Genomic DNA, 23,817 nt, shown 5'->3' with positions numbered 1-23,817 from the left:
CGCTATATAAATGTGACCTGCGTAAGTTATTTCTACACGTAAAACTTAAAGATAATTGTCAGCGTAATACTCATGGCAATTGTTACCCATAAAAGCGTGTCTAGGCCTTGGGCGCTCATTTTGCGCATGAACTTCTCGAGCTTATTGTCGTTACTGCCCTTCGAAAAGTTAAGCCGCCATAGCGCCGCGTTTACCATTAAAAGCCCGCCCATACAGAACACGCAGAAAATGCAAATCGCCTCTATAACATAGGTACTTTGATACAAAAACCACAACCCAAAAGCCAAAAAGAATAGCGCAATTCCCTGCGTTGCAATTCGCATACCTTTCGAAATACGCCCGCCCGTAAGTCCTACCAAACCAACACCCAAAAACAATGCAAACACCGCAACGCACATCAGCGAATTCGGAAACCCAAACACGCTGCTTTGCCACGCATTCAGCACGCTGCTACAGCTAAAGACACTGTCGATATTACAGCTAAGAACCGCGTCTTTGTTGCCCACCAAAATCAGCTTTTCTATCATCTGCAAAAACGATGCCACAAGCCCAATTGCTGCGCCGATTACTATTGCCGCGTAACGTTTTGTATCGGTTGTCATGATAGTAACTTCCCTCCATCGACTACTATTTGCTCGCCAGTCATATAGCTCGCCATGCTTGACGCCAAAAACAGTGCAACCTTCCCTATTTCATCTGGCTCGCCCATTCGCTTCATAGGAATTGTCGCAAGCACCGCCTTTAGCATCTCCTCAGATCCGCCTTGTTGCATAGCCGCAACACCAGGCGTTGCAACGCCACCAGGCGCAATTGCATTTACCGTAATATTATATGGCGCGAGCTCTAACGCTGCATTTTTCGTAAAGCCCCATTCGCCATGTTTTGATGCATCGTAGTGTGCCAACCCTACCATAGACGGATGAACCGCGTCGATAGAAGTAACGTTGATTATTTTGCCGCCGCCCTGAGATTTCATAACTTCTGCCGCGTACTTGGTCGTTAAAAACACGCTTCGTAGGTTGACATGAATCACCCGCTCAAAATCGTCGAGGGTCATAGCCGACACAAGGGCAGGGGGGTAAATTCCCGCGTTGTTCACCAAAATATCCACCGATCCAAACGCCTCTTGGCATGTCGAAATCATTTGCTGCACTGCTTCTTCACTAGAAACATCCGCAACAATCGCCTTCGTCACCCAGCCTTTTTCGCCAAATACTTTCACCGCCTCGTTCACTGCCACCTCATCGGTGTCCGCAACAAGCACTTTCGCGCCTGCCTCGGCTAAACGATACGCGATACTATAGCCTATTCCCTTGGCGCCACCCGTTACAATAGCCGCCTTTCCAGCGAGGCTGAGAAGTGTCTCGACAGGGGTTAGTTCATTCATGATTCCTCCAAAGATTTATTCCTACGAACTTTCGCCTCTAGTATATACCACTAGCAATTTAGCAGCTACCACACAGATCACAAAAGCAGAGCAGGGGAGTAATACAAAAAATTCCGCCTCGCCTCTTGCCCGTTCTTACTTCCCCATTAAAATCACTTTCAGCAGTCCCCCAATAACAAACAGCTAAAAGGTCGACGACGCCTTCAGCGCCCTTATCTGCGATGATGACACGAACGGATGTTTCGTTACAATAATTTCGTAGTTCGCAAATATTCCATGCGCCCGTTCAGCTTCGCGTATCATTCGGTGAACTTCTTGCTGTGTATCCAGCCCGCGAAGCCCTACAATCAACGAGCTCTTCGACAAGAGGCTCTTTAGATCGGTCCACAGATACAGCGACCGCGCCACGTCCGATCCAATAAGAAATGTCAGTTCGTCGCCCGCGAATTCCCTTTCCAGTTCGGGCAGCGTTTCGGCGACAGTAAATTGCGGCGAGCTGACGGTAACAAGCTGAAGAGGGGAGTGCTTTTCAACCACTTCCCCGAGCAGCCGGATTCGTTCCTGCTGATCTGTTACATCCCGCTTCCCTCTCGGGTTGGCTTCGGGCAATAAGTACACGGTATCTAAGCCGCATACCTTGCGGGCTTCCAGACAAAATGCAATATGTCCATCGTGGACCGGGTCAAACGTGCCCGGGTAAATTCCTATGCGGCGCGTCATTGTTGCTTATTATACAGAAAAAGTATCTGTTATTCTATTTCGATATTGTCGGGTAACATGTCGTGGTGGCTATTGATGAACTGCTGAAGTTCCTCAGTGCTTCGTGGTCGGTTCCAGGTAGCGAGGTCTGTGCTATCTGAAGCGTTTCCGCCGAAGAATGCCGATAGGATTTCCATGTGTTTGCGTCCTTTTTTGTTTTATTGTTTTATGTACTTATTTAAGCATAAATGGTATAAAAAAGCAATAGTATTTTGATCATTTTCACACTGATTTTTCAACAATTTGCACATCATTTTAAATCCCCGGCTTTTTACCCCGTCGGCCGCAAGATTCTTATGCTAAACTAGGCATATGGGCATTGCTAATCATGTATCTGAAGAGTTTATAAAAACCGAGCGCGAGACGTTTAGGGCCGAGGCCACCAGCGCACTGCGGCAGTTTACGCCAGAAGATCGTGAAAAAGCGGCAAATCTTGAGACCGAACACACCACAACCGACGACGTTCTTCGGGCCTGGACCGAGCAAATCCAGCCAATCCACAGCGACCTAGAGCAGACCCGAACCGATACCAAGTTCAAAAAAACACTTATCCGTACCCTTGGCTTTGGCGACAGTGACGCCGACAAAGCTGCCGATTACCTTATCGACGAGCGCAAACGTTCGCTACTAAACGAAGTGCTTTCCAACCTCTACCCTAAAGAAAACGGCGAGTTTCCGCCGCAACGTGACTACGCCGCAACGTTCCTCTCGCAGGCCGATACAGATATCGAGAGTTATTTTTCGCGCTACATAGATTATATCCGCGCAGTTCAGGCGTCCGTAAAATACAATGTTATTTTGTGTGATCCGCATGCCTCGTGGCTAGAACGCCAACGCACGGCGATCCAAATCAACAAAGAGCGTCAACGTACCGAGCAAGACGAAGACGAGCGACTTGAGGAAATCGAGCAGCAGCTCGAAAAGCTACTTAAAGACCCCGAAAGTCTTGTAGGACAAATTGTCAGCAAAGAATGGAACTTTATTACGGTGCTTGATCTTCGGGCTAAGTACCAAAAACATGTCGACGCGCTGTCTAAAGAAGATTTGAAAAACCCAAACAAGCGGCTTAAGCTGTTCGAGCGCGTTACGCAGAGTTTTCGTGACCGCGAGGCCGAAAAGCTGATTGGCGCCCACAAAACCCAAAGTCTAAAAGCACTGCGCAAAATCAACGAAGATATCTACGATTTACTCCTTGAAATCTTTGATCTTGATAACACAAAACGCAACCGCCTACTGCTTGATATTCAGCGCCACACGCGTCTTACGCAGGAACGAGACCTTATTTTGCTTATTCAGCGCAACCGCCAGCAGTTCCTTGCCGAGCGGGATTAACTTTGACCAAACAACACCGCTTATGGTATAAGTATTACAGAGGTAGACAAAAATAAACATAATGATAGATTCCCTCGTTATCGTCGCATTCGCAGCACTTATCCACGCCAGTTTTCAACTGAGCGTGAGTATGCTGACGCTCCTTAGCGGCCACGCGATCGGCTCTAAAATAAAGCACGCTAAACTGCTTCGCCTGACATTCAGCTTTTTACTAGGGAGCGGCGTTATGACCATGTTGCTTCTCACCTTTGCCGCTTTCGTATTTGAACGCTCGTTCGGGCAAAACATCCCACCCGTCGTCTGGGCCGCTAGCGCTGGCCTACTCCTTGGTCTTGGTATTGCCGTGTGGGCGTTTTACTATCGTCGCGAACCCGGCACAAGCCTATGGCTGCCCCGTGGAATGGCTCGGTACCTTAGCGACCGCACCAAAGCAACAAAACACAGTAGCGAAGCATTTGGACTGGGGCTTAGCAGCGTTGCAGGCGAAATTATCTTTATCCTGGCGCCAATCGTCATTAGCGCGCTCGCGCTTATTCAGCTAGAGCCAGTTTGGCAGCTTGCCGGCATAGGTATTTACACGATCGTCTCTTCCCTTTCGCTTTTGGTAGTGTATGCACTTATTGGCAGCGGCCACAAACTCAGCCGAATTCAACAATGGCGCGAAAACAACAAACAGTTTCTTCAATTTACCGCCGGAAGCGGCCTGCTTATTCTTGGTTTTTATATCTACGTCGATCGTGTTATTACCGTAAGTGGGGGCATGTAATGCAAAAGGCTATCGACATTATCAAACGCGGCGGCGAGCGCCCTACCGAACATTTCGACCGGAAAAAGCTCCACGCCAGCGTCCGCGCCGCCTGCCTGAGCGTGCGATGTCCAGAGGGTGAGGCCGAAATGATAGCCGATGCCGTGTGCAACGCGCTAGAGAAGTGGCTCGCCACCCGGCCCGAAGTAACCAGTAGCGACCTACGCCGCAAAGCAACCGAGACACTTCACCGGCACCACCCCGAAGCTGCATATTTATACAAACATCACCGACTGGTAATGTAAGGAGAAACAAACATGGCAAAAAGAATAGAATTTGATTACGATCTCATTGTCATCGGAAGCGGCGCCGGTGGAAGTGCGGCCGCAACTATTGCCGCACGCGAGGGTAAGCGCGTCGCTATTATAGAAGGTGGCGTATTTGGCGGCGAGTCGCCAAACTGGGGCGATGTTCCCACAAAAGCACTGTTGCACGCGGCTCAACTTTACGACGAAGCAAAGCATGGCGCACGCTTTGGTATCCGATCTTCTATGATGGGCTACAACTACCCCTCACTCCATGCCTGGAAAGACCTTACTATTAAACGAACTGGCGCCGGGGGCAACAAAAAATATTACGAAAACGAAGGCATTAGCGCTTTTAGTGGTATCGCTCACTTTTTAAGCCCAAACGAAATCAGCGTCAACAGGCGTCACATTTCGGCAGAAAACTTCATTATCGCTACAGGATCGCATATTGAAGTGCCCGATATTCCTGGCCTTGATAGCGTTAAATACCTTACCCCACGCACAATTCTTGAGGCTGCTCGACTTCCCAAAAGCTTGTTCGTTATCGGCGGCAGTACTGTAGGGGTTGAACTCGCCCAGCTGATGGCTATTTTTGGCACCAAGGTGTATATTGCCGAGATCGCCAGCCGCCTCTTGCCGCACGAAGACGAAGAAGTCGGGACGCTTATCGAGCGGATTCTTAAAGAACAAAAGGGTATTACTTCCCTTACGCAAACCCGAATCCTCTCTATCGTAAAAGATGGCGTCGGCAAGCGTATCACCTTTAACCGTGGTGGTGTCGAAAAATCCGTCCATGTCGACGAAGTACTTATCGCCACAGGCCGCGTTCCTACTGTTGATTTGGGCCTCGAAAACGCCAGCGTCGCCTACACGCCAAAAGGTATCGAGGTAGATGATTATTTGCAAACAAGCGCCCGCCATATCTATGCCGCCGGCGACGTACTAGGCCACAGCAGCCCAACGCATACCGCACTTCTTGAAAGCCGCGTTGCTGCAAATAACATTCTTCACCCACGTTCGCGTATCTCGCCAGATTACACCGCAACACCACGCCTCACCTTTACCTATCCTGGCATTGCTTCAGTCGGTTTATCTGAAGATGATTGCCTGAAACGCGACCTACGAATAAACAAGGCTGTTGCGCCGCTGAATATCATCACGCGCAGTAATACATCCGACTTCCGCGACGGTTTTGTAAAGATTATCACCGATAAAAAAGGTGTCGTTATTGGCGCAACTGTTGTGGCACCGCATGCGGCCGAGATTATTCACGAGCTAGCACTGGCGATAAAGCACAAACTTACCGCTAGCGATGTCGCCGAGACCCCCCATGCGTTCCTTAGCTGGAGCGAAGCAATCCGTGTTGCCGCGGCAAAGCTAAGTTAATATACATCCCCCATACGCTTGTAATAATTTGCCGTATCTGTTATTATTAAAGGCGTATCGCGGGGTGGAGCAGTCTGGTCAGCTCGTGTGGCTCATAACCACAAGGTCGTAGGTTCAAATCCTACCCCCGCAACCAAGTTTATTTAAAAAGAACTAACCGTTGGCTAGTTCTTTTTGTTTTGCGAGATTCATTAATTACTTTCGTCGGTTACCACCGAACAAAAAGTTCACCCATTGTTCCACGTTCCCTACCGGCTCGACTGGAGCTGTTGTTTTGTTCGTAAGGCGAGCATCAGCTGCTTTTGCCTCTTTACTGTTTGGCGGCAATACAAGCGCCTTCTCGCCTTTTCTGGCTAGCCCCATACGGTCGCGCAGGGCAAATTCTTGATATTCGATGCTTTTGTAATAACGCTGTTCGTAAGAAAGATTCTGCGTTTGAAGCTCTAGCAAGGTTTGCTGGCGCGCCTTGGCGTCTACCTCTTTTTGCAGGTCAAAATTGCGCTGCATCATTTCAACCGAACCCCATGTCCACCCGGCGCCAATAATCAGTGCCACGCCAATAACAAGATTGTTCAGCGTGAAGTACTGAAACCGAATATGGTAGTAAAGTTTATGAATGTTTATTTTTTTCATGATTTACTTTCATTATAGCCCAACAGATAAGAATACGCTATAATGACAAAGCCGGGGGCGTAGCTCATCGGTTAGAGCAGGCGGCTCATAACCACTTGGTAGATGGTTCGATTCCATCCGCCCCCACCAGAATTATCAAAATCATCCACACGTGTGGATGATTTTTTATTGCTGCAATGTCACCCTATTACTTAGGATCATGAAGCCGTCGCAAGACAGCCTTTCGAGCTGCAGCGCCGGCTGTAACGCCGATTGCGCGACGCACCTCGATATGAGTCAGCAGCTCCGCGGTTTCAACGTCTACTGGGTCAAACCCGGCAGCAATAAGTTCATCGCTTTTTGTGAGCATCGCCAAATAACGCGCTTCCTCGGCCGAAAGATCAGCCGTTGCTTTATCGTCGGTACGGCGCGTTACATCGTCGACATCCGGAAATCGAGCATCGAGCGCCCTACGTGTCTCTGGAAGGCTTGCCGCCTTACTCAGTCCATTTGCTCGTGCCTTGCGCGCATATAAGCCCGCTAAAGCCGTTAGCGCCAGCTTGCGTTCCACCAGCGAAACGGAAACGCCATCTTCGACCTCGCTGTGGTCAGCCTCGGCAGCGGCTTCATCGAGAAAAACACTTTCGTCCGGCTCGCATAGCTCATCAGCCGGAAGGCAAACGACATCGCCATTTTCATCAACACCATCTTGGCGTCCGTATCCGTAGGCTGGCAGTCGTTCGCGTATCATCATACAAATATTATAGCATAATCGTCATTAAAAAGCCAATCAAAAGAGCCCCTCGGGGCGATTGCTCGTTCCCGCAGAGGCTCAGTTGGCACCTGTTTGTTTGATTCTACTGTATCACCAAACGTGCTTGTGTTTCAAGTTATTTTTTCTTACTGATAGTAAGGAAACCGTTGCGTGGGTTTTCTTTGACTTCGCGGTCTTCTGGAAGATCGGTAGGTTCACCCTTTGCGTTCTTTTCTACCTTTGCGAAGAAGTAGATTGTCTGTGGCTTACCACCGCGCAGTGTGACTTCAGTCTTGTGCAAGTAGTAAGTAATACCCTTCGAGTTAGTGTGCTTGTAAGCCATAAGTTCTTATACCTCCTATTAGCGTCTTACTCTGATAGCGTACCTGGTGCGTGTAGCGCTGTCAACATTTAAATACCCCTGTACTGTCGTTTAAGAAGTAAATGAAGAATTCCCAAGCTGATTAACCTCGAGAGAATCATGATAAGAATGAGTAAACATAGGAGCGTCGACCAGCCTGCAAAGTCTGGCGACCAAAGGGGTCCAGCAAAATCGTGGCGATAAAGATTAGTGCTAGGAAGCGTTACATTCTGAGCGGGATCGGGTGATGGCGGATACTTCGCTAGCTCATCTGTAAAACACTGTACGTAGGCGGGCGACCACACGGTGTATTGTGGCTTACAAACAGCCTCGGCTTTGGCATTGATATTTCCGTTGGGATTAGAATCATCCTTTGCTGCATCGACCGCTTTTTGTGCGTCACGGCGATATTGCTGCTCTAGGTAAAATGCACCCGTGTCGGTGTTCATGTGCTCGGCGACGTATCGTTGTAAATCATACAATCTGCTTTGCATAACCTGCACGTCACCCGTTTTATCTGCCGCAAGCACGGCATCGCGTCGCTGCACCATGCCGATATTATTGAGCCGAAGGAAGGTCGCAGTAACGAACCCAAAAAGCACGAGCAACACAAGTAATTGCCACGTTTTTATACGCTGCAATTGTCGTATGCCCTGTTTTACTCGCCTTTTATCTGCCACTGAAAAATATCCCACCTCGTGATACTTCTATTATTGTAGCATGAGCAGTATTTGTTTGAAGGAGATATCTCGCACATTTGACGCAATTTAACAGCCAAAATAAAGTGCTATACTACCAGTATGAATATTTACTTTTCTGGCGTTGGCGGAGTCGGTGTTGGCCCCTTGGCCGAGATCGCCCAAGACGCTGGCTATGGCGTTCAGGGATCCGATAGAACCGAAAGCCTTACCACGCGCGAACTACGCAGCCGTGGAATACCTGTGAACATAGGGCAAGACGGCGAGTTTCTACAATCGTGCCACGAATCACAGCCGATTGACTGGTTCGTGTATACATCGGCGCTTCCTAAAGATCACCCAGAGCTTGTTCTGGCACGCCAGCTTGGCATAAAAACCGCCAAGCGCGACGAACTACTAACTTACATCATCGCCGACAAGAATCTTAAGCTCATTGCCGTTGCGGGCACCCACGGCAAAACCACCACAACCGGCATGATGATATGGACCCTCCAAGAGCTTGGGATTCCTGTTAGTTACTCTGTTGGAACAACCCTTAGCTTTGGTCCCAGCGGCAAATACAACCCGGACAGCGAATATTTTGTGTATGAATGTGACGAGTTTGATCGAAACTTTCTTCATTTTTCGCCAAACGTTGCTCTTATTACATCGTTAGGTTATGATCACCCGGACACCTACCCTACCGAGGGCGCCTACCGGGAGGCGTTCATGCAGTTTATTACGCAGTCCACCCAAACGATAATGTGGCAGTACGACAGCAATGCATTCCGCAACCCCCCGCTGCGCAGCTGGACACTGCAGGATAACGAAGCAGTACACATACCCCTTGCAGGCGCGCACAACCGCCGCAACGCAACGCTTGTCATGAAAGCCCTTGAATTCCTGCACCTTACAACAAACGAAAACGCTCTCGACATTCTTAGCAGGTTTCCAGGAACCGACCGCCGCTTTGAAAAACTTGCCGATAACGTCTACAGCGATTACGGTCATCATCCTTCCGAAATTGCCGCAACCCTGCAAATGGCCCGCGAGTTGTCAGAGCATGTCACGCTTGTTTACCAACCTCACCAGAATGTCCGCCAACACGAAATAAAGGCACACTATACCGATTGCTTTATGTTGGCCGAAGAAGTGTTTTGGCTCCCGACGTATCTTTCGCGCGAAGATCCCGCTCTTCCTATTCTTACGCCAGACGATCTCATTCGTGACATAGCAAACAAAGATGTCATTACGATAGCCGAGCTCGACGATGCGCTATGGGAACATATCGAAGACGCCCGCGCCAAGGGGAACTTGGTGCTTGCAATGGGCGCCGGTAGTATCGACGCCTGGCTACGGAGCCATATCAAAAACTAGCGGTTATCGCCGCTACCGCCAATAAGATTGCGCTGCTGACGGCTTGCTAGTTTTGCTATATTCGCCTCGCCGACTTCGCCCAGTGGAATATCAAAATGGTCCGCAATAACAGCAACGTACCAAAGAACGTCCCCAAGTTCTTTTGTTAGATCGCCTTTGTCTAACGCCGAGAAATCGCTATCTTTGTCACGAACGATCTTTTTGGCTTTTTCGGCGATTTCACCCGCCTCGCCGCAAAGCCCAAGGAGCAAATGAAATATCTCGTTGTTTTTGTCTTTTGGCGCAGCCGTGCGAAGCGCCGCTGTTTGGTAATCGTTTAAGTTCATGCTTCTACTATAGTAGGCGGCGTCGCTTTCACAAAGTTGATTGCAAGTCCTTCGCTAGTGTAGCGTGTTTCGTATGTTGTTTTTATTTTGTATTCGGCGGAAAGATTCGAATCATGAAGATCAAAACTCAACTCGGTAATATGCCACCCTTCCGCGACTAATTGTTCCAGGCTCCAGTCGAATAGATTTTTGGCGTCAGTCTTAAAGTAGAGCGCACCGCCCGGAGCGAGAAGCGACTGATATATCTTAAGTGCTTTAGGATACGTCAGGCGGTTTTTGGCATGGCGAGGCTTTGGAAAAGGATCGGGAAACGTTACCCATATCGCCTCAAGCGACGCGAGCGCAATAAGACCCGGCAATTGGTCGGCGCGTGCTCGCAAAAAATAAAGATTATTGCTACCAGCCGCCTCTGCCGCTATCGCGCCCACCTGCAAGCGATCGGCCTTTACATCAACCGCCAGAAACTTCTTTGCAACCCTTGCCTGCGCCATAGCAACACTAAATAGCCCCGTGCCCGCCCCCATCTCAAGGACATCTACTTTTTGCGGCAGCCACTCGTCAACTTCATAACAAAAAGGATTATTAAAAAACTTGGCAAATTTATATTTTTTGCGTTTTCTCGTAATAATATAATCGTCTGGATTCAGGGGTGCGGTCGATTGGGTCATGTCAACATGATATACTACCACATATGGATTCTGTACTAAACTGGCTGTCAATTTACGGAGGCAAAGCCGCCCTCACTATTCTCGTTGCAGGCATATTCTATTACGTTGGCGCAATGTTCATGGGAAGCGTTGTTAAGCGCACACTCACCGCCACCCGGCATAGCTGGAACGCAAAGGATATCGAAAAACGACACAACACACTCACCGGACTTTTTAAGACGATGTGGCGCGTGCTTATTATTACCATTGCCGCACTGATAATCATGTGGCAGCTTTTTCCGGATGTCAGCCTTGCGCCGCTCTTTGCAAGCGCTGGTATTATAGGTGTCGCACTTGGTTTTGGCGCGCAGTCGCTTGTTCAAGATTTTATCTCGGGCTTGTTTATTATTTCCGAAAACCAATACCGGGTTGGTGATATCGTTGATATCGAAGGGTTTAGTGGCACCGTGGAACGCATCGGCGCACGCTCGACAGTTATTCGTGACGCCGATGGAAACGTTCATTATTTTCCAAACGGCATGATTCAACACGTTATTAATAAGACCATGGGCTACAGCATGGCGCGCTTCTTTATTACGCTTCATCCGGCAACCGATGTCGATGATGTTTCGATCCTTATCAACGAGATTGGCGAAAAGCTAACAGCAGAGAAAAAATGGGCCAAGAAAATCATCGAAGCGCCAGCATTTGTCTCTATTACAGAGTTTACCTCTGGCGGCGTTACTCTACTTATTGCAGGAAAAACACAGCCCTCGGATCAATGGGCCGTTACGGCTGAAATGCGTCGTCGCCTATTGGCCGAATTTGAAGACCGCAAAATCGAACTTGGTACAGCATATCCAGCAATGCCAGGACCAGCCGCAGCTCGCCGAAAGTAGCTATTTAGGCGCGTCGATCGATAGCGACTTGTCGCTCATGACATCACCTGCGAAACTATCGACATTCGTAGCGTTTTCTTGCTGCTGAGTATACATGGTTCGAAATTCGTCGATAGCCGCTTTATCAAGCGTCCCACTAGCAGAGAAGCCATCAAAGCTATTCGAACGCTGAGCTTGGTCGCGCACCGACACATAGCCCGGGCGACTCAAATCTAGCTGAGCTGCGCCACTGCTTGCATATAGCGCCAATGCAACGCCCACCAAAAATACCGAAATCATAATCGTTAGGCCGATCAAAAGCATAAAGCGATGCTGCGAAATAATACCATGGTTTTCAGGCTGCTCTTCACTCATCACTTCACTCCCTCAAACTGCTTTGCAAAAAGTTCAAATTCATTTTTGTAGTCACGGATCGTCTTATGTAGCGACAGCGTCGAATCGTGAACTTTTTTGCGCATCGCGCGGGTTGCTGCCACACTATCGTAAAACGCAACGGGCTGATTGATACAATTGAGTTTCAAAAGCCCGGACATAGATTCTTCGTAGCTTTGATAATTCTGACGAAAGTTCATAAGCTGCGTTTCGTACTGCGCGGCAATCGATACGAGCTTTAAGCCATCCAAACGGTTCAACGCCACACGGCTATTAAATGTCGCCATTAGCTTTGTCGACATCGACTCGTAAACCTGACCGCGGTTAACACGCAGCAGAGCGTCACTGGCGTGCAGCTGCCGAAGCGACGATTGCGCATCGACACAGTTAGCGCGAATTCGAGCAATATGCGCTTCAGTCATGAGCACATCTTCAGCACTTGCCGTCGACTGCATAGCAGCAAAACTTCCCGCTACAGTAACGGCGAATGCAGCAATAATAATGAGAAAACGTTTCATGTTCTTCTATTATCCAACGGATGCACCTATTTGGTCAAATGCAAAACGCCCTCATTTTCCATAACCAGGCCCTCACGTAAAAGCCCGGCAAGCGCCGACTCAAGCCGGCTGTCGCTCTTAAAGTAATCTTCCAGTTGAGTTCGCGTCTTGTCACCCTCTGTCAGCACCTTGATTATTTGCCCGCGAACCTCGCGCACACTCCCTTTTAACGGCGACTGTTTTTTATAATGGTGGCTCTGCGCAATACGCCCTGTGCCGTTCTTTTTTAGCCATGTACCGTAATCCATAATTGCCCAGTAAAACTCACGCGGGTGCTCGCGGTCGAGAGTTGCCTCAACCACCTTAGACAGTTCTTTATCTGTCACGAGCTCGCCTTCTTTAAAAAAATGATGAAAATAAACGGTTCGAACGTTTGTCTCGATAAATGCCACTGGCAGGTTATACGCATAAACCGCAATCGCCCCAGCGGTTCCCGGACCGACGCCGGGCAGCGCCAATAGCCCCTCTTTCGTATTAGGAAACTCCCCACCAAGCTCATTCACAATCTTTTTTGCTGCATCGTGCAGATATTTTGCGCGCCGATTATAGCCAAGTCCACTCCATAACTTCAAAACATCAGCCAGCGAGGCACCTGCTAGCTCTTGCTCGCTTGGAAATGCCTTTATAAACGCTTCGAATTTAGGAATTACTCTATCTACCTGCGTTTGCTGCAACATGAGTTCGCTGACAAGAATGTAATATGGTCGCGTATCTTCACGCCATGGCATTGTTCGGTATAAATCGCGCCCTTGCTGCCACAATAGCTCCTGAAAATCGTTCGTATTCACCTATATATTGTATACTAGAAGCATGACGAGTTACGTACTTGGCGGCGGATGCTTTTGGTGCCTCGACGCGGTGTATCGCAGAGTTAAGGGCGTAACAAAAGTAGAGGCTGGCTATGCTGGTGGCGAAGGACCGGCCAACTACTACAGGGTAGCAACTGGCGAAACAGGTTACGCCGAAGTAGTAAGAGTTACCTTTGATGAAACAATTATTCCGGCAAAAACAATCCTTGATATTTACTTTCTGATACACAACCCTACCACCCTCAACCGTCAGGGCAACGACGTCGGCACGCAGTACCGCTCGGTAATGTTCTACGACAGCGATGCTCAAATGAAAGAATTTCACGCAGCGTTCAAGCGCGGGGAAAAGATCTGGGAAGGCACGATTGTCACTCAAATAGAACCTTTAGAAACATTTTTCATCGCCGAGGATGAGCACCAAGATTACTTTAATAAAAACCCGGCGGCCGGCTACTGCTCAATTATTATCGAGCCAAAAATAGCCAAGGCCCGCGCCGCGTTCTCGCAGTGGCTAAAGGAGGAATAATGAAACTTACCAAATACGAACACGCCTGTTTTACCCTAGAGAAAGACAATCAAGTTATTGTCGTTGATCCCGGTGCGTTTGCCACGGATTTTATCGCGCCCGAACATGTCGTGGCGATCATTGTTACACATGATCACTTTGATCACTTCGACCCAGAACTAGTTGCCTCGATTATAAACGAGAATCCAGATGCTATTATTTACGCGCCCGCCACTGTTACTGCAAAGATAGAAACATTCCAAGCAGTGTCTATCACCGAAGACACCACCGAAAACGTCGGGCCATTTACGATGCGGTTCCTGGCCGGCAAACATTCACTACTCCACCCAAGCATCCCGGTTACGGACAACCTTTCAGTCCTCATAAACGACCTTCTCTTTTATCCAGGCGATTCATTTACCGTTCCGCCTTTTTCGGTTGATACATTGGCGCTTCCAGCAAGCGCTCCTTGGCTAAAGGTTGGCGAAGCAATGGATTATTTGGCAGAGGTACGGCCTCGATTCGCGTTCCCTACGCACGATGCAATCCTATCGGCCGAAGGAAAAGAAGTCACCGACGATCATATTAACTGGATGGCAAAAGAATGTGGCGTTGACTATCACCGTATAGAATCTACCGAGGAAATATAGTACATGAACCAACTTCAGCAAGCGGCCGATTATTTGCGCACGCACGACAAAACCCTAGCGCCCGTTATTGCGCGTTCACCGCTTCCTAGTTTTAAAAAGCACACCGACTACTACGAAACGCTCGTTGATAGTATTATTAGCCAGCAGCTTAGCGTCAAGGCCGCAGCCTCAATCGAAAAGCGGTTTAAAGATTTGTTCGATGGCAGCTTTCCATCGCCGCAGCAAATCCTTCAAAAAGATATCGAGGAGCTTCGAAGCGTCGGTTTGTCACGCCCAAAAGCACGCTACGTTCAAGATTTAGCACAGCACATACTCGACGGTACTGTTCGTTTTGACGCAATCGACACAATGACAAACGAAGAGATTATCGCCCAGCTCACCACCGTGAAGGGTATCGGTGAATGGACGGTACATATGTTCCTTATGTTCTGCATGGCACGCCTTGACGTGCTACCTATAGGCGATTTAGGCATTCGCAATGGCGTACAAAAGCTCTACGGGCTTGATCACGTCCCCACTCCGCAAGAGGTTGCCGACATTGCCACAAAAAACAGCTGGCACCCCTACCAATCGGTTGCAAGCTGGTATGTTTGGCAATCACTCGATAACGCTCCCGAAATTGCCGTTTCATAACAAAACCGCCCTGTTATAAGGGCGGTTTTTCAACTAGTTTATTACGCTAAATTTTACTTCAGACGTTTTTCAGCATCTTTGGCGACAGTTCCAAGCGCTCGCTTAGAATCCTGCGCAACACGTGCTGCGCGAGCTTTCGCTTCGTCGGTTAATTTCGCTGCTTCGGTTGACGCTTCGCGAGATACTCGTTCAGCAGAACTTCGTGCGCTGTTAACCATGCTTGTTGCTTCGGCTTCGACAGTTTTAGCACTCTTTTTCAGAGTGACACTTGCCTCTTTTGCTGCAAGTTTTGCGTCTTTAGCTTTTTCGGTCGCGTATTTTTTTGCCTCGAGGGTTTTAACCTTGATATCTTTACGCGTTTCTTTTCCGCTTTTTGGCGCCATCAGAACTCCGGCGACAAATCCAACTGCTGCGGCTGCGATAACATTTATTGTTCGACTCATAATCTATTCTCCTTTTGTAAAATGATTATTATTTACGGAACAATCGTGCAACATGATTCAACACCTTAACGGGTGATAACCAGTCTGTTGCAGATGCAAGGTTGTCGGTAATGGCGTCAATTTGCGACATTATCTTGTTTACCTTGGCAAGCACTATAACAATAGCTGCTAGCATCGCGATAATAACAACCGACAGTAATACAACTGTGATCGTTAAGAGCGTCACCAGGACATTTATATCCATTGGTCTTTCCTTTCACTGCGATTACGTTACTTATCTATTATAAGCGATTCGTAAGCTGCTTGTCTTTTTATTGATGTTTTTGTGTTGGTTTATACAACTTCTATACATTAGCATGTATTTGAATAAAAAGCAATAGCAGTATAAAAGTAGCTGCTAGCTACCCCTGTTTTTTGCTACGCTGCCACGGCCAGCGGCCTTCGATTTCCATTTCGAATTCGATTCCAAGGAACGAGCGAACAAGAACAATAAGCGCCAATATGATAATACTGTCGAGGTTGAGGTCGCCAGCGACTGATCGCAAAATGTCCCCTGCAATCAGAAACTCTAGTCCAATAAGAATACTGCGCGCAAGATTTTGGCGGTAAGTTTTGTAGATACGATGCAAATTGCGTTGACGCAGTGCGGTAACAATAATAAACGCTGTTGAAAATACAATGCCCGCCAATATAACCACGACACCAAAAGCATCGAGAAGTTCGCCTGCATACTGTGTAAAAGATTGAAAATCACTCATTACCGCTATCATGGCATAGCGGTAATGGTTTCGTCAATGACTGGTGACTACAGTGAAAGTTCTTTAAGCTGCGATGGCTCAACCGTGCTGGGTGAGTTCATCATGACATCGAGGCCAGAGCCGTTCTTTGGGAACGCTACGACTTCACGGACGTTGTCTTCGCTAACGAGCTCCATAAGGATACGGTCGACGCCAAAGGCACAGCCCGCGTGTGGCGGAGCGCCGTATTTAAACGCGCCAATAAGCGCGCCGAAGCGACTGTCGACATAGTCTTCGCCGTAGCCAAGAGCGCCGAAGGCTTTGTACATAACCTCGGGGTTGTGGTTTCGCACTGCGCCCGAACAGATTTCGTAGCCGTTCATTACCATGTCGTATTGATCGGCAACAATTGATAGTTTGTCTTCGTTTTCGAGAGCTTCGAGACCACCTTTTGGCATAGAGAATGGGTTGTGACCAAAGTCGATACGCTTGTTCTTTTCGTCCCACTCGTAGAATGGAAAATCGACAACCCAAGCAAGCGCTACCTTGTTTGGATCACGAAGGTTGAAATGCTTAGCAAAATCGATACGGAGTCGCCCTAGAACTTTGTTTACGACAGCTCGGGAATCCGCACCAAAGAATACGGCGTCACCATCTTTGGCACCCATGCGCTCTTCGATTGCCTTTAGTTCGTGTTCAGATAGGAACTTGGCGATTGGTGATTTTACGTTGCCATCGGCATAGGTAAGATACGCCAGGCCACCAGCGCCTTCGTTTTTGGCGACTTCGGTAAATTGGTCGATTTGTGAGCGTGAAAGACTTGCGCCGCCTTCGACGCGAATCGCCTTAACCACACCACCGTTCTTGATGGTGTTTGCAAAGACGCTAAAGCCGGTTTCGCTCAAAATATCAGAAAGATCGGTAAGCTCCATACCGTAACGAAGATCGGGCTTGTCTGAACCGTAGCGATCCATCGCCTCTTGATACGGAATACGCGGGATGGTTTTGCTGACAAGGGTTTTACCAGCAAATTCGGTGACGAGCTTTTTAATAAGAGGTTCTGTGAGCGTGCGGACATCCTCGCCATCCTCGACAAATGACATTTCAAGGTCGAGCTGGTAGAACTCGCCATAAAGCCTATCGGCACGAGGGTCTTCGTCGCGGAAACACGCGGCAATCTGGTAGTAGCGTGAAACGCCACCAACCATAAGAAGCTGCTTGAACTGCTGTGGTGCCTGTGGCAAGGCATAGAATTTGCCGGGGTGCATACGAGACGGAATAAGGAAGTCGCGCGCGCCTTCAGGGCTTGAGTTGGCGATAATTGGGGTTGTTACCTCGGTGAACTCGTGGCCGTCCATGTAGGTACGCATAATCTGGTACATTTCAGCACGTTTTTTAAGCGTTGTCTGCATTTTAGTGCGGCGAAGGTCGAGGTAGCGGTACTTAAGGCGGTGATCCTCGTTTGCCTGTGGCGCGTCGTCTTGCACGGGAATCGGCAACGCCTCGGAACGGTTAAGGAGGCGAATCCCTTCGGTGACGATTTCGATATCACCCGTTGGAATGTTTGGGTTTTTTAGCGAATCTTCACGCTCTTTTACGGTGCCTGTTGCCGAAACAACATATTCGTCGCGGACATCCTCGGCAAGTTTAAATGCCTCGGCGTTTTCTGGTTGAACGACAATCTGGGCAATTCCAGAGTGATCGCGGATATCGATAAAGATAAGTCCGCCATGGTCGCGGCGTTTGTTTACCCACCCGCTGATAGTCACTTTTTTGCCAAGTTGTTGATGGAGATCGCGTACTAATGTTCGTGTCATAAAATTTTCCTTGTTAGGTAGTAGATGTAACGCGGCTGGAACGGGTCGATTGCAAAAAGCACGCCTCGGCTAGTTGCCGACCCGTGGATTATTGTTGTTATCGCCTCGCCAAATAATCATAGTAGGGTTATTTTACCACTTTCTGGCCCGTATTACTACTGGCGCTAGACATCCTCGCGCTTTACAGGATGATTGTTTGCACGGATATTGCGGGCGGCAACTGCACGAAGATCTTCGTGAGCGTCGAATTCGTCGATAATTTTGCGGCCTAGCAGTGCTTCCATTACATCTTCGAGACTTAGCACGCCCACCGTTTCGCGAAACTCGTTCACTACAATAAACAAGTGATGCCGCGTACGCAGAAAGGCAGCGAGTGCATGAGCTAAGGTTTGGTCCTCACGGATATAAAATACACGAGCCTCCATGGCTTTTTCGGCGGTTGTCGAACGCTTGCTATCGAGGGTGAGCAAATCGTGAATATGAAGAATGCCAATAATATGGTCGGTGTCGCCATCGATGACCGGAAAACGACTGTGTCCTGTTTTATGTAGATCGTCGAGCACAAGCGGACCTAGCAGCTCTTTTTTGTCAATCGTATCGATAACGCTTCGAGGTGTCAGGATTTCACTTACTGTTCGCGTATCAAATGAAAGGCCGTGAGTGATAAGCTTTTTTTCGTCTTCGGTTATAAGGCCACCCGAGTGCTGAACGAGATAGTGTAATTCTTCGCGTGAGTCGAGGCGATCTCGCGCCGGAACATCTGGAATCGCGCTGCGCAAAAACTTGATAACGCCAGAAAACTTTTCGACAAAATTCAAAATTGCAGCTTCGTGTGTTTCGTAAAGTTTTTGCACATGTTGTTGCCATAGTGATATGCGTGCAATTGCCCCTATTTCTAGCGCAACAAATACCGCAATGAGCACGCCAAGTAGCCAGCCAAACGTCGCGACGCTTGTAATAACAAACAGAACAAGAAATAGCGCCGACAAACCACGGCGAAGCGACAGAACATCGCCCAGTAACGCCTCGCGGCGGGCTGTTGCTATAGCGCCCTTATCACCCTCTTTAGCGCGCCGCTCTAGCTCGAAAGTACTCAGCGATGAACGCAGTGGCATAACACCCTCAAGCATAATAAGAACAATCAGCAGCGCGATACATAAAATAACCATAAATACTATCATGTTACCTCCCATTGTACCTCATGTCGCCTTGCCGACACACCGTATTTATACTACACTAAGTATACTAACCATAAGGAGTTCTTTTGTGAGTAAAAAAACATGGATTATTTTTGCCGCTGTTTGTGTCGTGCTTCTGGCCGGCCTTGTTTACCTTTCTAGCAAAGATAAAGTTGATGTTAGCGGCGTAGATGCCAACACTATACAGGCGGCCTCGGTACAATCAGGCAATATTGGCGACCACGTCTTTGGAAAAGCCGACAGCAAGGTATTACTTGTTGCCTACGAGGATTTTCAATGCCCCGGATGTGCCTCGACACACCCTGACGTAAAGCGTATTACCGAGAAATATAAGGATCAAATTGGCTTTGTGTTCCGCAACTTCCCCTTAGCATCGATTCACCCGAACGCACGGGCTGCCGCCGCAGCTGCCGAAGCTGCCGGGTTGCAGGGAAAATACTGGGAAATGAACGATATGATCTTTACCGGACAAAGCTCTTGGAAGGATTTAGGATCAACCGAACGTCTTGACTTCTTTACGGGCTATGCGCGCGAGCTGAACCTTAACGAAGACCAGTTTAAAACAGACCTCGCCAGCACAACAGTTAACCAGAAAATCACTTACGACCAAGCAATCGGTAAAAAGATTGGTATAAACTCTACCCCGTCGTTCTTTATTAACGGCAAAGCCGTCGAACAAGATACTTGGGGTGACGCGACAAAGTTTGAAGAAGCACTTGTAGCCGCTATGAACGAAAACGGTATAACTGTTCCTGCAGACAAAGAATAGTTACCGTATCTAAACAATAAAACACCCCGGTGCCTTGGGGTGTTTTACTTTTGTTTAAGGGGTGAACTCTCGGAGGTATAACTCGGACGCGAGAGTTCATGGATTTGAACGTATAGTTCTAGTGTGCTATATACAGTTGCCATTCGGCAGGCACCACATCCACTGCGATCTTTTTGCGCCTTGTAGACACAAATTCGACAGCTATTGGCATGTGACTTGTACTCCTTGTACTATGTACAGTCCCGACGTACTTCGACCTTTAAAATTAAATTTTCCACGTTTTGACGTTGGGACGCACATAGAATAGTAACAAACGTGATATACACACGTCAAGCACATAGCCATAAAGATGGCGCTTATGATTTAACTATATGGGAATAACGGATACAGCGCAAGTGCAATAACGTAGGCAAATTTACAATGAATTACTAGAATATGCCTTTTTTGCGACCAATCGCAAAGACAGAAACAACCAGAATAAGCGTAAAGGCAATGAGCGCTGCGTACGACCAAGGTTCATCCTGGAATGGCAAACCAATATTCATGCCATACATTCCATAAAAAACGTTCGGCAATGTAATAAGCAGCGTGAGGGCCGTAAGAGTTTTCATGCGTTGGTTTAAAACATTATTGGCGATCGTACCGTACGCGTTGCGAATACTAGTAATCGATTGATTGAGACTGTCTATGGAAACGATTAGTTGGCGAATGTACAGCAAGATATCTTCTAGCGCTTCGGTGTCATTACTGTCTTTTAGCGTTTCGCGCAGACGCTCGGCAACCACCAGCATACTGTTCAGGTTCATTCGGTACTCGTTAAGATTGTCTTCTATTGTGACAAAGTGAATAAAATCGTCGTTTGTGACTTCGTGCGACCTAAGACGCTGGCCGGTGTCGTGAATGTATCGCGACGTACGCTGCATTAGCTCTTCATACTCGGCCACTACAGCGGCAAACACGCCGAGGAACATCCCTACTGTATCTAAGGATACATCACTTGAGTTAGGGGCGACTAGCTTGTAGTCAGATGTCTGGGTTGTTGATACATTCGCAAAAACGTTGCCATGCATTACTAGAAGCAGTGGCGTTGTAAGGATTTTTCCGTGTTTAGCCCGCTGAACCGTCCGCACGAATACATACAGGGAGTCGTGCTTGGTTTCAACGCGAGGCAATTCGTTTTTGTCGAGAACGTCACGCAAGATGTTGTAGTCCATGCCATACGTACGCGCAAGAAGATGAAGATCCTCCGATGTTATCGTGTCTCCATGTATCCACACGTTATCCACAGGTGGCGTTGCTACTTTTTGGTAGGGCTCTCCACTGCTTCGCCTCACATAGAACTTAAGCATACATAAGCAGTATATCGCGTTTTTGTATTATTCTCCAGGAGTTTCGTTCGTCTTTGCTGTACGGAGTATGCGCTCTTTCAGCAGAAGACTAAGCGCCATCCCCACGCCCATAACACTAGCTGCGGTGATAAAAATCGCGTGCAGGCTATCACTAAACGCATCGACAACCTTATCGGAATATGCGTCTTGCTTTGCCGTAAAGTCCTGACGAAGCGTATCCTTAACCGCTACGGGAAGGGCTAGATTTGTAAGACTTTCATTAAAGCCATCGGTCACTGCGTCTTTGGTTGTTGGCATATTGAGCGTAAGTAGCGTATTTGGATCGTTAACATTCGTTAGCATCTGGCTTGAGGCCGGAGATTGCTTGAGCGTTTGTATATAAGGATCGCTGCTCATATCACCGATAGAGCTAGTGATTCCTGCTGTTAGCATACTTCCGAAAACCGCCACGCCAATCGTTGAGCCAAGACCGCGAAAAAGCTGGTTCGAGCTTGTTGCCATACCAAGATCTTTTTGCTCGAATTCGTTTTGAATCGCAACGTTTAGGAGTGGCATTCCCGCACCAATACCGGCACCCACAAACACCATTATGATTGCTTCGTGAAGGAACGAGCTGTCTGGCGTTAGCGTTGTAAGCGATGCCATGGAAAGGGTTGCGACAACGAGGCCACCGATAATAAAGCGCTTGTATTTACCGTATTTTGAAACCAACTGCCCAAGCGTAATACTTGAGACCATAAGGCCCGCAATCATAGGAAGAAGCATCAACCCGGATTCGGTAGGGCTCGCACCAAAAACCTGCTGGTTAAACTGCGTGAGGTACAAGATTGAGCCAATCATACCCGCACCAACCGACATTGCCATAGCAGTAAGAATAAGGAAGTTACGGTTTTTAAAGAAATCGAGACGCAAGATTGGCTCTTTTGCACGACGTTCTACCAGTACAAAGCCGGCTGTTGCCGCAGCAACAATCGCCGCCATAATAAGGCGTAGTGTTGTAAGGCTCATGCCAGTACTACTAAGAAGATCGGCAAATATAACATCGGTGTTATCGACCGCCAGAACAAGCGTTGCAAGCGCGACAGTTAGCAAAGCTGCACCCGCGTAGTCGATGTGAGGCTTGTTTGCATGCTTAAGCGGCGGGCAAATGATTCGAATAACCGTAAATGCAAGAATACCTATTGGGATATTAATAAAGAATGTCCAACGCCAGTCGGTCGTAAGGCCAAATACGCCATGCGATTCGGTAAGAAAGCCCCCAAGAAGCGGGCCAATAATAGAAGCGATACCAAACGTCGCGCCAATAAGCCCCTGCCATTTGCCACGCTCACGCGCCGCAAACAGATCGCCAACAATCGTAAAGGCGTTCGCGGTAATAATACCACCACCAATACCTTGGAGTGCCCTAAATAAAATAAGCTGATCAATATTAGCACTCATCCCGCTAAGAAGCGAGCCAAGCGTAAAGATTGCGACACCAGTAAGAAGAACAAGGCGGCGCCCAAAAAGATCGGAGAGCTTACCTGCTATTGGCGTTGTTACTGTGGTGGTAATAAGATATGCCGTCACCACCCAGGTTAGCGACGAGTAGGCGTCGAATTCCTCGACGATTCGGCCAAGTGCCGTAGAAATAATTGTTTGGTCGAGCGCAACTAAGAATAGGCTGGCCATAACCGAGATCATGATTATTAACTTGCTACGCAAGTCGAGATGGTGATGCATGTAAGTATCTACTCCTTATTATCTTGTTTGAGAGAGCGGAAGTTCTGAACTTGCTCGCTGAGGTGTTCGATAATTTGTTCGAGCGATTCTTCTTTGATAAGCCCCAGAAAACCACTTTCGGGCGAGCCTACCACATAAAGGCGATCGCCGCTTTCGATAGATAGCTCCACGCGGGCGTTGGCCGGGATAACAATTTGCCCTTTTGTGCCAACCGTTGCTGTACCGTACAGTTTTTTGCCGTGAATGCCATTTTTTCCGTTCATTATATAAGTGTACGCCTGGTATGAAAAGTATGTCAAGTATGAATTATAAAAGAGACTGCCTTTTACGGCAGCCTCCCCAGAATATACGATGCTCGTGATCTATCGTCCGACGAAGTAGTTGATGATGATAACAATCACGTTGTTATCGCCCACTATTCCACCGAGATCGATATTGATCCCACCGCCGCCGTAACCATTCCCGCCGTTACCCGATGTTGCACCTGCGATGCCAGCCGTACCAACAAGTACACTGACAGCCGCAACCATAACACCCATAACGAGTTTGGTCGGCATTGCCTTTTTCTGTGATAACGGCTGGGGTATTGTTTTGCTCATTTGCTTTCCTTTTCCCTTACGTTTAATATCACATATTCAATGCTATCAGCAGTATACACTCATGGTCAAACGCCGACCCCTGCTGC

32 protein-coding genes and 2 tRNA genes are annotated in these 23,817 nt (G+C 48.2%); 12 read left to right on the top strand and 22 right to left on the bottom strand.

Features of this window, described 5'->3' with window-relative positions; all coding sequences use genetic code 11:
- Nucleotides 1-32 precede the first annotated feature (32 nt).
- The 4 genes from HZB75_00530 to HZB75_00515 all read right to left on the bottom strand — a co-directional run bounded on the left by HZB75_00530 (nt 33) and on the right by HZB75_00515 (nt 2,283).
- Nucleotides 33-602 carry a hypothetical protein gene (locus tag HZB75_00530; protein ID QQG50983.1) on the bottom strand — a complete coding sequence of 190 codons (570 nt, stop codon included), beginning with the start codon at nt 600-602 and terminating at the stop codon, nt 33-35.
- Nucleotides 599-1,387, bottom strand: a complete 789-nt coding sequence (locus HZB75_00525) for an SDR family oxidoreductase (protein ID QQG50982.1) — start codon at nt 1,385-1,387, stop codon at nt 599-601. Before HZB75_00525 ends, HZB75_00530 begins: the two co-directional genes overlap by 4 nt.
- 183 nt (nt 1,388-1,570) lie before the next feature.
- Nucleotides 1,571-2,107 carry an adenylyltransferase/cytidyltransferase family protein gene (locus HZB75_00520; protein QQG50981.1) on the bottom strand — a complete coding sequence of 179 codons (537 nt, stop codon included), beginning with the start codon at nt 2,105-2,107 and terminating at the stop codon, nt 1,571-1,573.
- 29 nt (nt 2,108-2,136) lie between these two features.
- Nucleotides 2,137-2,283 (bottom strand): hypothetical protein, encoded by a 147-nt coding sequence (locus tag HZB75_00515; GenBank protein ID QQG50980.1) that lies wholly within the window; start codon nt 2,281-2,283, stop codon nt 2,137-2,139.
- A 175-nt stretch (nt 2,284-2,458) separates the two neighbouring features.
- Between HZB75_00515 and HZB75_00510 the strand changes: the two genes are divergently transcribed.
- From HZB75_00510 to HZB75_00490, 5 genes are all read left to right on the top strand, one after another.
- Nucleotides 2,459-3,478, top strand: coding sequence for a hypothetical protein (locus HZB75_00510; GenBank protein ID QQG50979.1), 1,020 nt, complete (start codon nt 2,459-2,461; stop codon nt 3,476-3,478).
- Nucleotides 3,479-3,539: 61 nt separating this feature from the next.
- Nucleotides 3,540-4,244 (top strand): hypothetical protein, encoded by a 705-nt coding sequence (locus HZB75_00505; protein ID QQG50978.1) that lies wholly within the window; start codon nt 3,540-3,542, stop codon nt 4,242-4,244.
- A complete protein-coding gene (locus HZB75_00500) occupies nt 4,244-4,528 on the top strand; it encodes a hypothetical protein (protein ID QQG50977.1) in 285 nt (94 codons plus the stop codon). The genes HZB75_00505 and HZB75_00500 overlap by 1 nt, the downstream gene beginning before the upstream one ends.
- Nucleotides 4,529-4,540: 12 nt before the next feature.
- Nucleotides 4,541-5,917, top strand: a complete 1,377-nt coding sequence (locus HZB75_00495) for an NAD(P)/FAD-dependent oxidoreductase (protein QQG50976.1) — start codon at nt 4,541-4,543, stop codon at nt 5,915-5,917.
- Nucleotides 5,918-5,975: 58 nt separating this feature from the next.
- Nucleotides 5,976-6,053: transfer RNA gene (locus tag HZB75_00490), tRNA-Met, on the top strand.
- Nucleotides 6,054-6,112: 59 nt separating this feature from the next.
- Here HZB75_00490 and HZB75_00485 read toward each other — a convergent pair.
- Nucleotides 6,113-6,550 (bottom strand): hypothetical protein, encoded by a 438-nt coding sequence (locus HZB75_00485; protein QQG50975.1) that lies wholly within the window; start codon nt 6,548-6,550, stop codon nt 6,113-6,115.
- Nucleotides 6,551-6,603: 53 nt separating this feature from the next.
- Between HZB75_00485 and HZB75_00480 the strand changes: the two genes are divergently transcribed.
- Nucleotides 6,604-6,679: transfer RNA gene (locus HZB75_00480), tRNA-Ile, on the top strand.
- Between the two features lie 58 nt (nt 6,680-6,737).
- Here HZB75_00480 and HZB75_00475 read toward each other — a convergent pair.
- The 3 genes from HZB75_00475 to HZB75_00465 all read right to left on the bottom strand — a co-directional run bounded on the left by HZB75_00475 (nt 6,738) and on the right by HZB75_00465 (nt 8,324).
- The gene (locus HZB75_00475) at nt 6,738-7,283 is read right to left on the bottom strand and encodes a hypothetical protein (protein QQG50974.1); all 546 of its coding nucleotides are present in this window, start codon (nt 7,281-7,283) and stop codon (nt 6,738-6,740) included.
- Between the two features lie 136 nt (nt 7,284-7,419).
- A complete protein-coding gene (locus HZB75_00470; GenBank protein QQG50973.1) occupies nt 7,420-7,626 on the bottom strand; it encodes a hypothetical protein in 207 nt (68 codons plus the stop codon).
- 68 nt (nt 7,627-7,694) lie between these two features.
- On the bottom strand, nt 7,695-8,324 hold the full coding sequence (locus HZB75_00465; protein ID QQG50972.1) for a hypothetical protein: 630 nt from the start codon (nt 8,322-8,324) through the stop codon (nt 7,695-7,697).
- A 120-nt stretch (nt 8,325-8,444) separates the two neighbouring features.
- Here HZB75_00465 and HZB75_00460 point away from each other — a divergent pair, with 120 nt between their 5' ends.
- The gene (locus HZB75_00460) at nt 8,445-9,698 is read left to right on the top strand and encodes a hypothetical protein (GenBank protein QQG50971.1); all 1,254 of its coding nucleotides are present in this window, start codon (nt 8,445-8,447) and stop codon (nt 9,696-9,698) included.
- Here HZB75_00460 and HZB75_00455 read toward each other — a convergent pair.
- On the bottom strand, nt 9,695-10,024 hold the full coding sequence (locus tag HZB75_00455; protein QQG50970.1) for a nucleoside triphosphate pyrophosphohydrolase family protein: 330 nt from the start codon (nt 10,022-10,024) through the stop codon (nt 9,695-9,697). The two genes, HZB75_00460 and HZB75_00455, sit on opposite strands and share 4 nt — an antisense overlap.
- Entirely contained in the window at nt 10,021-10,692 is a 672-nt protein-coding gene (trmB, locus tag HZB75_00450; protein ID QQG50969.1) for a tRNA (guanosine(46)-N7)-methyltransferase TrmB, read from the bottom strand. The genes HZB75_00455 and trmB overlap by 4 nt, the downstream gene beginning before the upstream one ends.
- Nucleotides 10,693-10,715: 23 nt before the next feature.
- On the opposite strand from trmB, the gene HZB75_00445 reads away from it, so the two are divergent.
- A complete protein-coding gene (locus HZB75_00445) occupies nt 10,716-11,570 on the top strand; it encodes a mechanosensitive ion channel family protein (GenBank protein ID QQG50968.1) in 855 nt (284 codons plus the stop codon).
- Here HZB75_00445 and HZB75_00440 read toward each other — a convergent pair whose 3' ends face one another.
- The 3 genes from HZB75_00440 to HZB75_00430 are packed head-to-tail and all read right to left on the bottom strand — an operon-like array spanning nt 11,571 to nt 13,287.
- Entirely contained in the window at nt 11,571-11,924 is a 354-nt protein-coding gene (locus HZB75_00440; GenBank protein QQG50967.1) for a hypothetical protein, read from the bottom strand.
- Nucleotides 11,924-12,460 carry a hypothetical protein gene (locus HZB75_00435; protein QQG50966.1) on the bottom strand — a complete coding sequence of 179 codons (537 nt, stop codon included), beginning with the start codon at nt 12,458-12,460 and terminating at the stop codon, nt 11,924-11,926. Before HZB75_00435 ends, HZB75_00440 begins: the two co-directional genes overlap by 1 nt.
- Nucleotides 12,461-12,486: 26 nt before the next feature.
- Nucleotides 12,487-13,287, bottom strand: a complete 801-nt coding sequence (locus tag HZB75_00430) for an A/G-specific adenine glycosylase (protein ID QQG50965.1) — start codon at nt 13,285-13,287, stop codon at nt 12,487-12,489.
- Between the two features lie 22 nt (nt 13,288-13,309).
- Between HZB75_00430 and msrA the strand changes: the two genes are divergently transcribed.
- The 3 genes from msrA to HZB75_00415 are packed head-to-tail and all read left to right on the top strand — an operon-like array spanning nt 13,310 to nt 15,096.
- Complete coding sequence (gene msrA / locus HZB75_00425) at nt 13,310-13,834, top strand: peptide-methionine (S)-S-oxide reductase MsrA (protein QQG50964.1); 525 nt, start codon at nt 13,310-13,312, stop codon at nt 13,832-13,834.
- Nucleotides 13,834-14,463, top strand: coding sequence for an MBL fold metallo-hydrolase (locus HZB75_00420; protein ID QQG50963.1), 630 nt, complete (start codon nt 13,834-13,836; stop codon nt 14,461-14,463). The genes msrA and HZB75_00420 overlap by 1 nt, the downstream gene beginning before the upstream one ends.
- A 3-nt stretch (nt 14,464-14,466) precedes the next feature.
- On the top strand, nt 14,467-15,096 hold the full coding sequence (locus HZB75_00415) for a DNA-3-methyladenine glycosylase 2 family protein (GenBank protein QQG50962.1): 630 nt from the start codon (nt 14,467-14,469) through the stop codon (nt 15,094-15,096).
- Nucleotides 15,097-15,149: 53 nt separating this feature from the next.
- Here HZB75_00415 and HZB75_00410 read toward each other — a convergent pair whose 3' ends face one another.
- The 5 genes from HZB75_00410 to HZB75_00390 form a co-directional block, all read right to left on the bottom strand.
- Nucleotides 15,150-15,539, bottom strand: a complete 390-nt coding sequence (locus HZB75_00410; GenBank protein QQG50961.1) for a YtxH domain-containing protein — start codon at nt 15,537-15,539, stop codon at nt 15,150-15,152.
- Between the two features lie 28 nt (nt 15,540-15,567).
- A complete protein-coding gene (locus HZB75_00405) occupies nt 15,568-15,783 on the bottom strand; it encodes a hypothetical protein (protein QQG50960.1) in 216 nt (71 codons plus the stop codon).
- A gap of 157 nt (nt 15,784-15,940) precedes the next feature.
- Entirely contained in the window at nt 15,941-16,297 is a 357-nt protein-coding gene (locus HZB75_00400) for a DUF1622 domain-containing protein (protein ID QQG50959.1), read from the bottom strand.
- Nucleotides 16,298-16,344: 47 nt separating this feature from the next.
- Complete coding sequence (aspS, locus tag HZB75_00395; GenBank protein QQG50958.1) at nt 16,345-18,093, bottom strand: aspartate--tRNA ligase; 1,749 nt, start codon at nt 18,091-18,093, stop codon at nt 16,345-16,347.
- Between the two features lie 164 nt (nt 18,094-18,257).
- A complete protein-coding gene (locus HZB75_00390; GenBank protein ID QQG50957.1) occupies nt 18,258-19,274 on the bottom strand; it encodes a CBS domain-containing protein in 1,017 nt (338 codons plus the stop codon).
- Between HZB75_00390 and HZB75_00385 the strand changes: the two genes are divergently transcribed.
- Nucleotides 19,273-20,061 carry a DsbA family protein gene (locus HZB75_00385; protein ID QQG50956.1) on the top strand — a complete coding sequence of 263 codons (789 nt, stop codon included), beginning with the start codon at nt 19,273-19,275 and terminating at the stop codon, nt 20,059-20,061. The genes HZB75_00390 and HZB75_00385 overlap by 2 nt on opposite strands.
- 428 nt (nt 20,062-20,489) lie before the next feature.
- Here HZB75_00385 and HZB75_00380 read toward each other — a convergent pair whose 3' ends face one another.
- The 4 genes from HZB75_00380 to HZB75_00365 all read right to left on the bottom strand — a co-directional run bounded on the left by HZB75_00380 (nt 20,490) and on the right by HZB75_00365 (nt 23,731).
- Entirely contained in the window at nt 20,490-21,410 is a 921-nt protein-coding gene (locus HZB75_00380) for a hypothetical protein (protein ID QQG50955.1), read from the bottom strand.
- Nucleotides 21,411-21,437: 27 nt separating this feature from the next.
- Entirely contained in the window at nt 21,438-23,132 is a 1,695-nt protein-coding gene (locus tag HZB75_00375) for an MFS transporter (GenBank protein QQG50954.1), read from the bottom strand.
- 8 nt (nt 23,133-23,140) lie between these two features.
- A complete protein-coding gene (locus tag HZB75_00370) occupies nt 23,141-23,395 on the bottom strand; it encodes an AbrB/MazE/SpoVT family DNA-binding domain-containing protein (protein QQG50953.1) in 255 nt (84 codons plus the stop codon).
- Nucleotides 23,396-23,494: 99 nt separating this feature from the next.
- The gene (locus HZB75_00365) at nt 23,495-23,731 is read right to left on the bottom strand and encodes a hypothetical protein (GenBank protein ID QQG50952.1); all 237 of its coding nucleotides are present in this window, start codon (nt 23,729-23,731) and stop codon (nt 23,495-23,497) included.
- Nucleotides 23,732-23,817 lie beyond the last annotated feature (86 nt).

The organism is Candidatus Saccharibacteria bacterium (genome assembly GCA_016432585.1).
Lineage (GTDB): Bacteria > Patescibacteriota > Saccharimonadia > Saccharimonadales > Saccharimonadaceae.
Note: the sequence above shows the minus strand (reverse complement) of the source record. Positions and strands in the feature narration are given on the sequence as shown.

Bases quoted from the DNA above. Each gene is read 5' to 3' on its own strand.
- HZB75_00530 (QQG50983.1), bottom strand. From the start codon at position 602: ATGACAACCGATACAAAACGTTACGCGGCAATAGTAATCGGCGCAGCA.
- HZB75_00525 (QQG50982.1), bottom strand. From the start codon at position 1,387: ATGAATGAACTAACCCCTGTCGAGACACTTCTCAGCCTCGCTGGAAAG.
- HZB75_00520 (QQG50981.1), bottom strand. From the start codon at position 2,107: ATGACGCGCCGCATAGGAATTTACCCGGGCACGTTTGACCCGGTCCAC.
- HZB75_00515 (QQG50980.1), bottom strand. From the start codon at position 2,283: ATGGAAATCCTATCGGCATTCTTCGGCGGAAACGCTTCAGATAGCACA.
- HZB75_00510 (QQG50979.1), top strand. From the start codon at position 2,459: ATGGGCATTGCTAATCATGTATCTGAAGAGTTTATAAAAACCGAGCGC.
- HZB75_00505 (QQG50978.1), top strand. From the start codon at position 3,540: ATGATAGATTCCCTCGTTATCGTCGCATTCGCAGCACTTATCCACGCC.
- HZB75_00500 (QQG50977.1), top strand. From the start codon at position 4,244: ATGCAAAAGGCTATCGACATTATCAAACGCGGCGGCGAGCGCCCTACC.
- HZB75_00495 (QQG50976.1), top strand. From the start codon at position 4,541: ATGGCAAAAAGAATAGAATTTGATTACGATCTCATTGTCATCGGAAGC.
- HZB75_00485 (QQG50975.1), bottom strand. From the start codon at position 6,550: ATGAAAAAAATAAACATTCATAAACTTTACTACCATATTCGGTTTCAG.
- HZB75_00475 (QQG50974.1), bottom strand. From the start codon at position 7,283: ATGATGATACGCGAACGACTGCCAGCCTACGGATACGGACGCCAAGAT.
- HZB75_00470 (QQG50973.1), bottom strand. From the start codon at position 7,626: ATGGCTTACAAGCACACTAACTCGAAGGGTATTACTTACTACTTGCAC.
- HZB75_00460 (QQG50971.1), top strand. From the start codon at position 8,445: ATGAATATTTACTTTTCTGGCGTTGGCGGAGTCGGTGTTGGCCCCTTG.
- HZB75_00455 (QQG50970.1), bottom strand. From the start codon at position 10,024: ATGAACTTAAACGATTACCAAACAGCGGCGCTTCGCACGGCTGCGCCA.
- trmB (QQG50969.1), bottom strand. From the start codon at position 10,692: ATGACCCAATCGACCGCACCCCTGAATCCAGACGATTATATTATTACG.
- HZB75_00445 (QQG50968.1), top strand. From the start codon at position 10,716: ATGGATTCTGTACTAAACTGGCTGTCAATTTACGGAGGCAAAGCCGCC.
- HZB75_00440 (QQG50967.1), bottom strand. From the start codon at position 11,924: ATGAGTGAAGAGCAGCCTGAAAACCATGGTATTATTTCGCAGCATCGC.
- HZB75_00435 (QQG50966.1), bottom strand. From the start codon at position 12,460: ATGAAACGTTTTCTCATTATTATTGCTGCATTCGCCGTTACTGTAGCG.
- msrA (QQG50964.1), top strand. From the start codon at position 13,310: ATGACGAGTTACGTACTTGGCGGCGGATGCTTTTGGTGCCTCGACGCG.
- HZB75_00420 (QQG50963.1), top strand. From the start codon at position 13,834: ATGAAACTTACCAAATACGAACACGCCTGTTTTACCCTAGAGAAAGAC.
- HZB75_00415 (QQG50962.1), top strand. From the start codon at position 14,467: ATGAACCAACTTCAGCAAGCGGCCGATTATTTGCGCACGCACGACAAA.
- HZB75_00410 (QQG50961.1), bottom strand. From the start codon at position 15,539: ATGAGTCGAACAATAAATGTTATCGCAGCCGCAGCAGTTGGATTTGTC.
- HZB75_00405 (QQG50960.1), bottom strand. From the start codon at position 15,783: ATGGATATAAATGTCCTGGTGACGCTCTTAACGATCACAGTTGTATTA.
- HZB75_00400 (QQG50959.1), bottom strand. From the start codon at position 16,297: ATGAGTGATTTTCAATCTTTTACACAGTATGCAGGCGAACTTCTCGAT.
- aspS (QQG50958.1), bottom strand. From the start codon at position 18,093: ATGACACGAACATTAGTACGCGATCTCCATCAACAACTTGGCAAAAAA.
- HZB75_00385 (QQG50956.1), top strand. From the start codon at position 19,273: ATGTTACCTCCCATTGTACCTCATGTCGCCTTGCCGACACACCGTATT.
- HZB75_00390 (QQG50957.1), bottom strand. From the start codon at position 19,274: ATGATAGTATTTATGGTTATTTTATGTATCGCGCTGCTGATTGTTCTT.
- HZB75_00380 (QQG50955.1), bottom strand. From the start codon at position 21,410: ATGCTTAAGTTCTATGTGAGGCGAAGCAGTGGAGAGCCCTACCAAAAA.
- HZB75_00375 (QQG50954.1), bottom strand. From the start codon at position 23,132: ATGCATCACCATCTCGACTTGCGTAGCAAGTTAATAATCATGATCTCG.
- HZB75_00370 (QQG50953.1), bottom strand. From the start codon at position 23,395: ATGAACGGAAAAAATGGCATTCACGGCAAAAAACTGTACGGTACAGCA.
- HZB75_00365 (QQG50952.1), bottom strand. From the start codon at position 23,731: ATGAGCAAAACAATACCCCAGCCGTTATCACAGAAAAAGGCAATGCCG.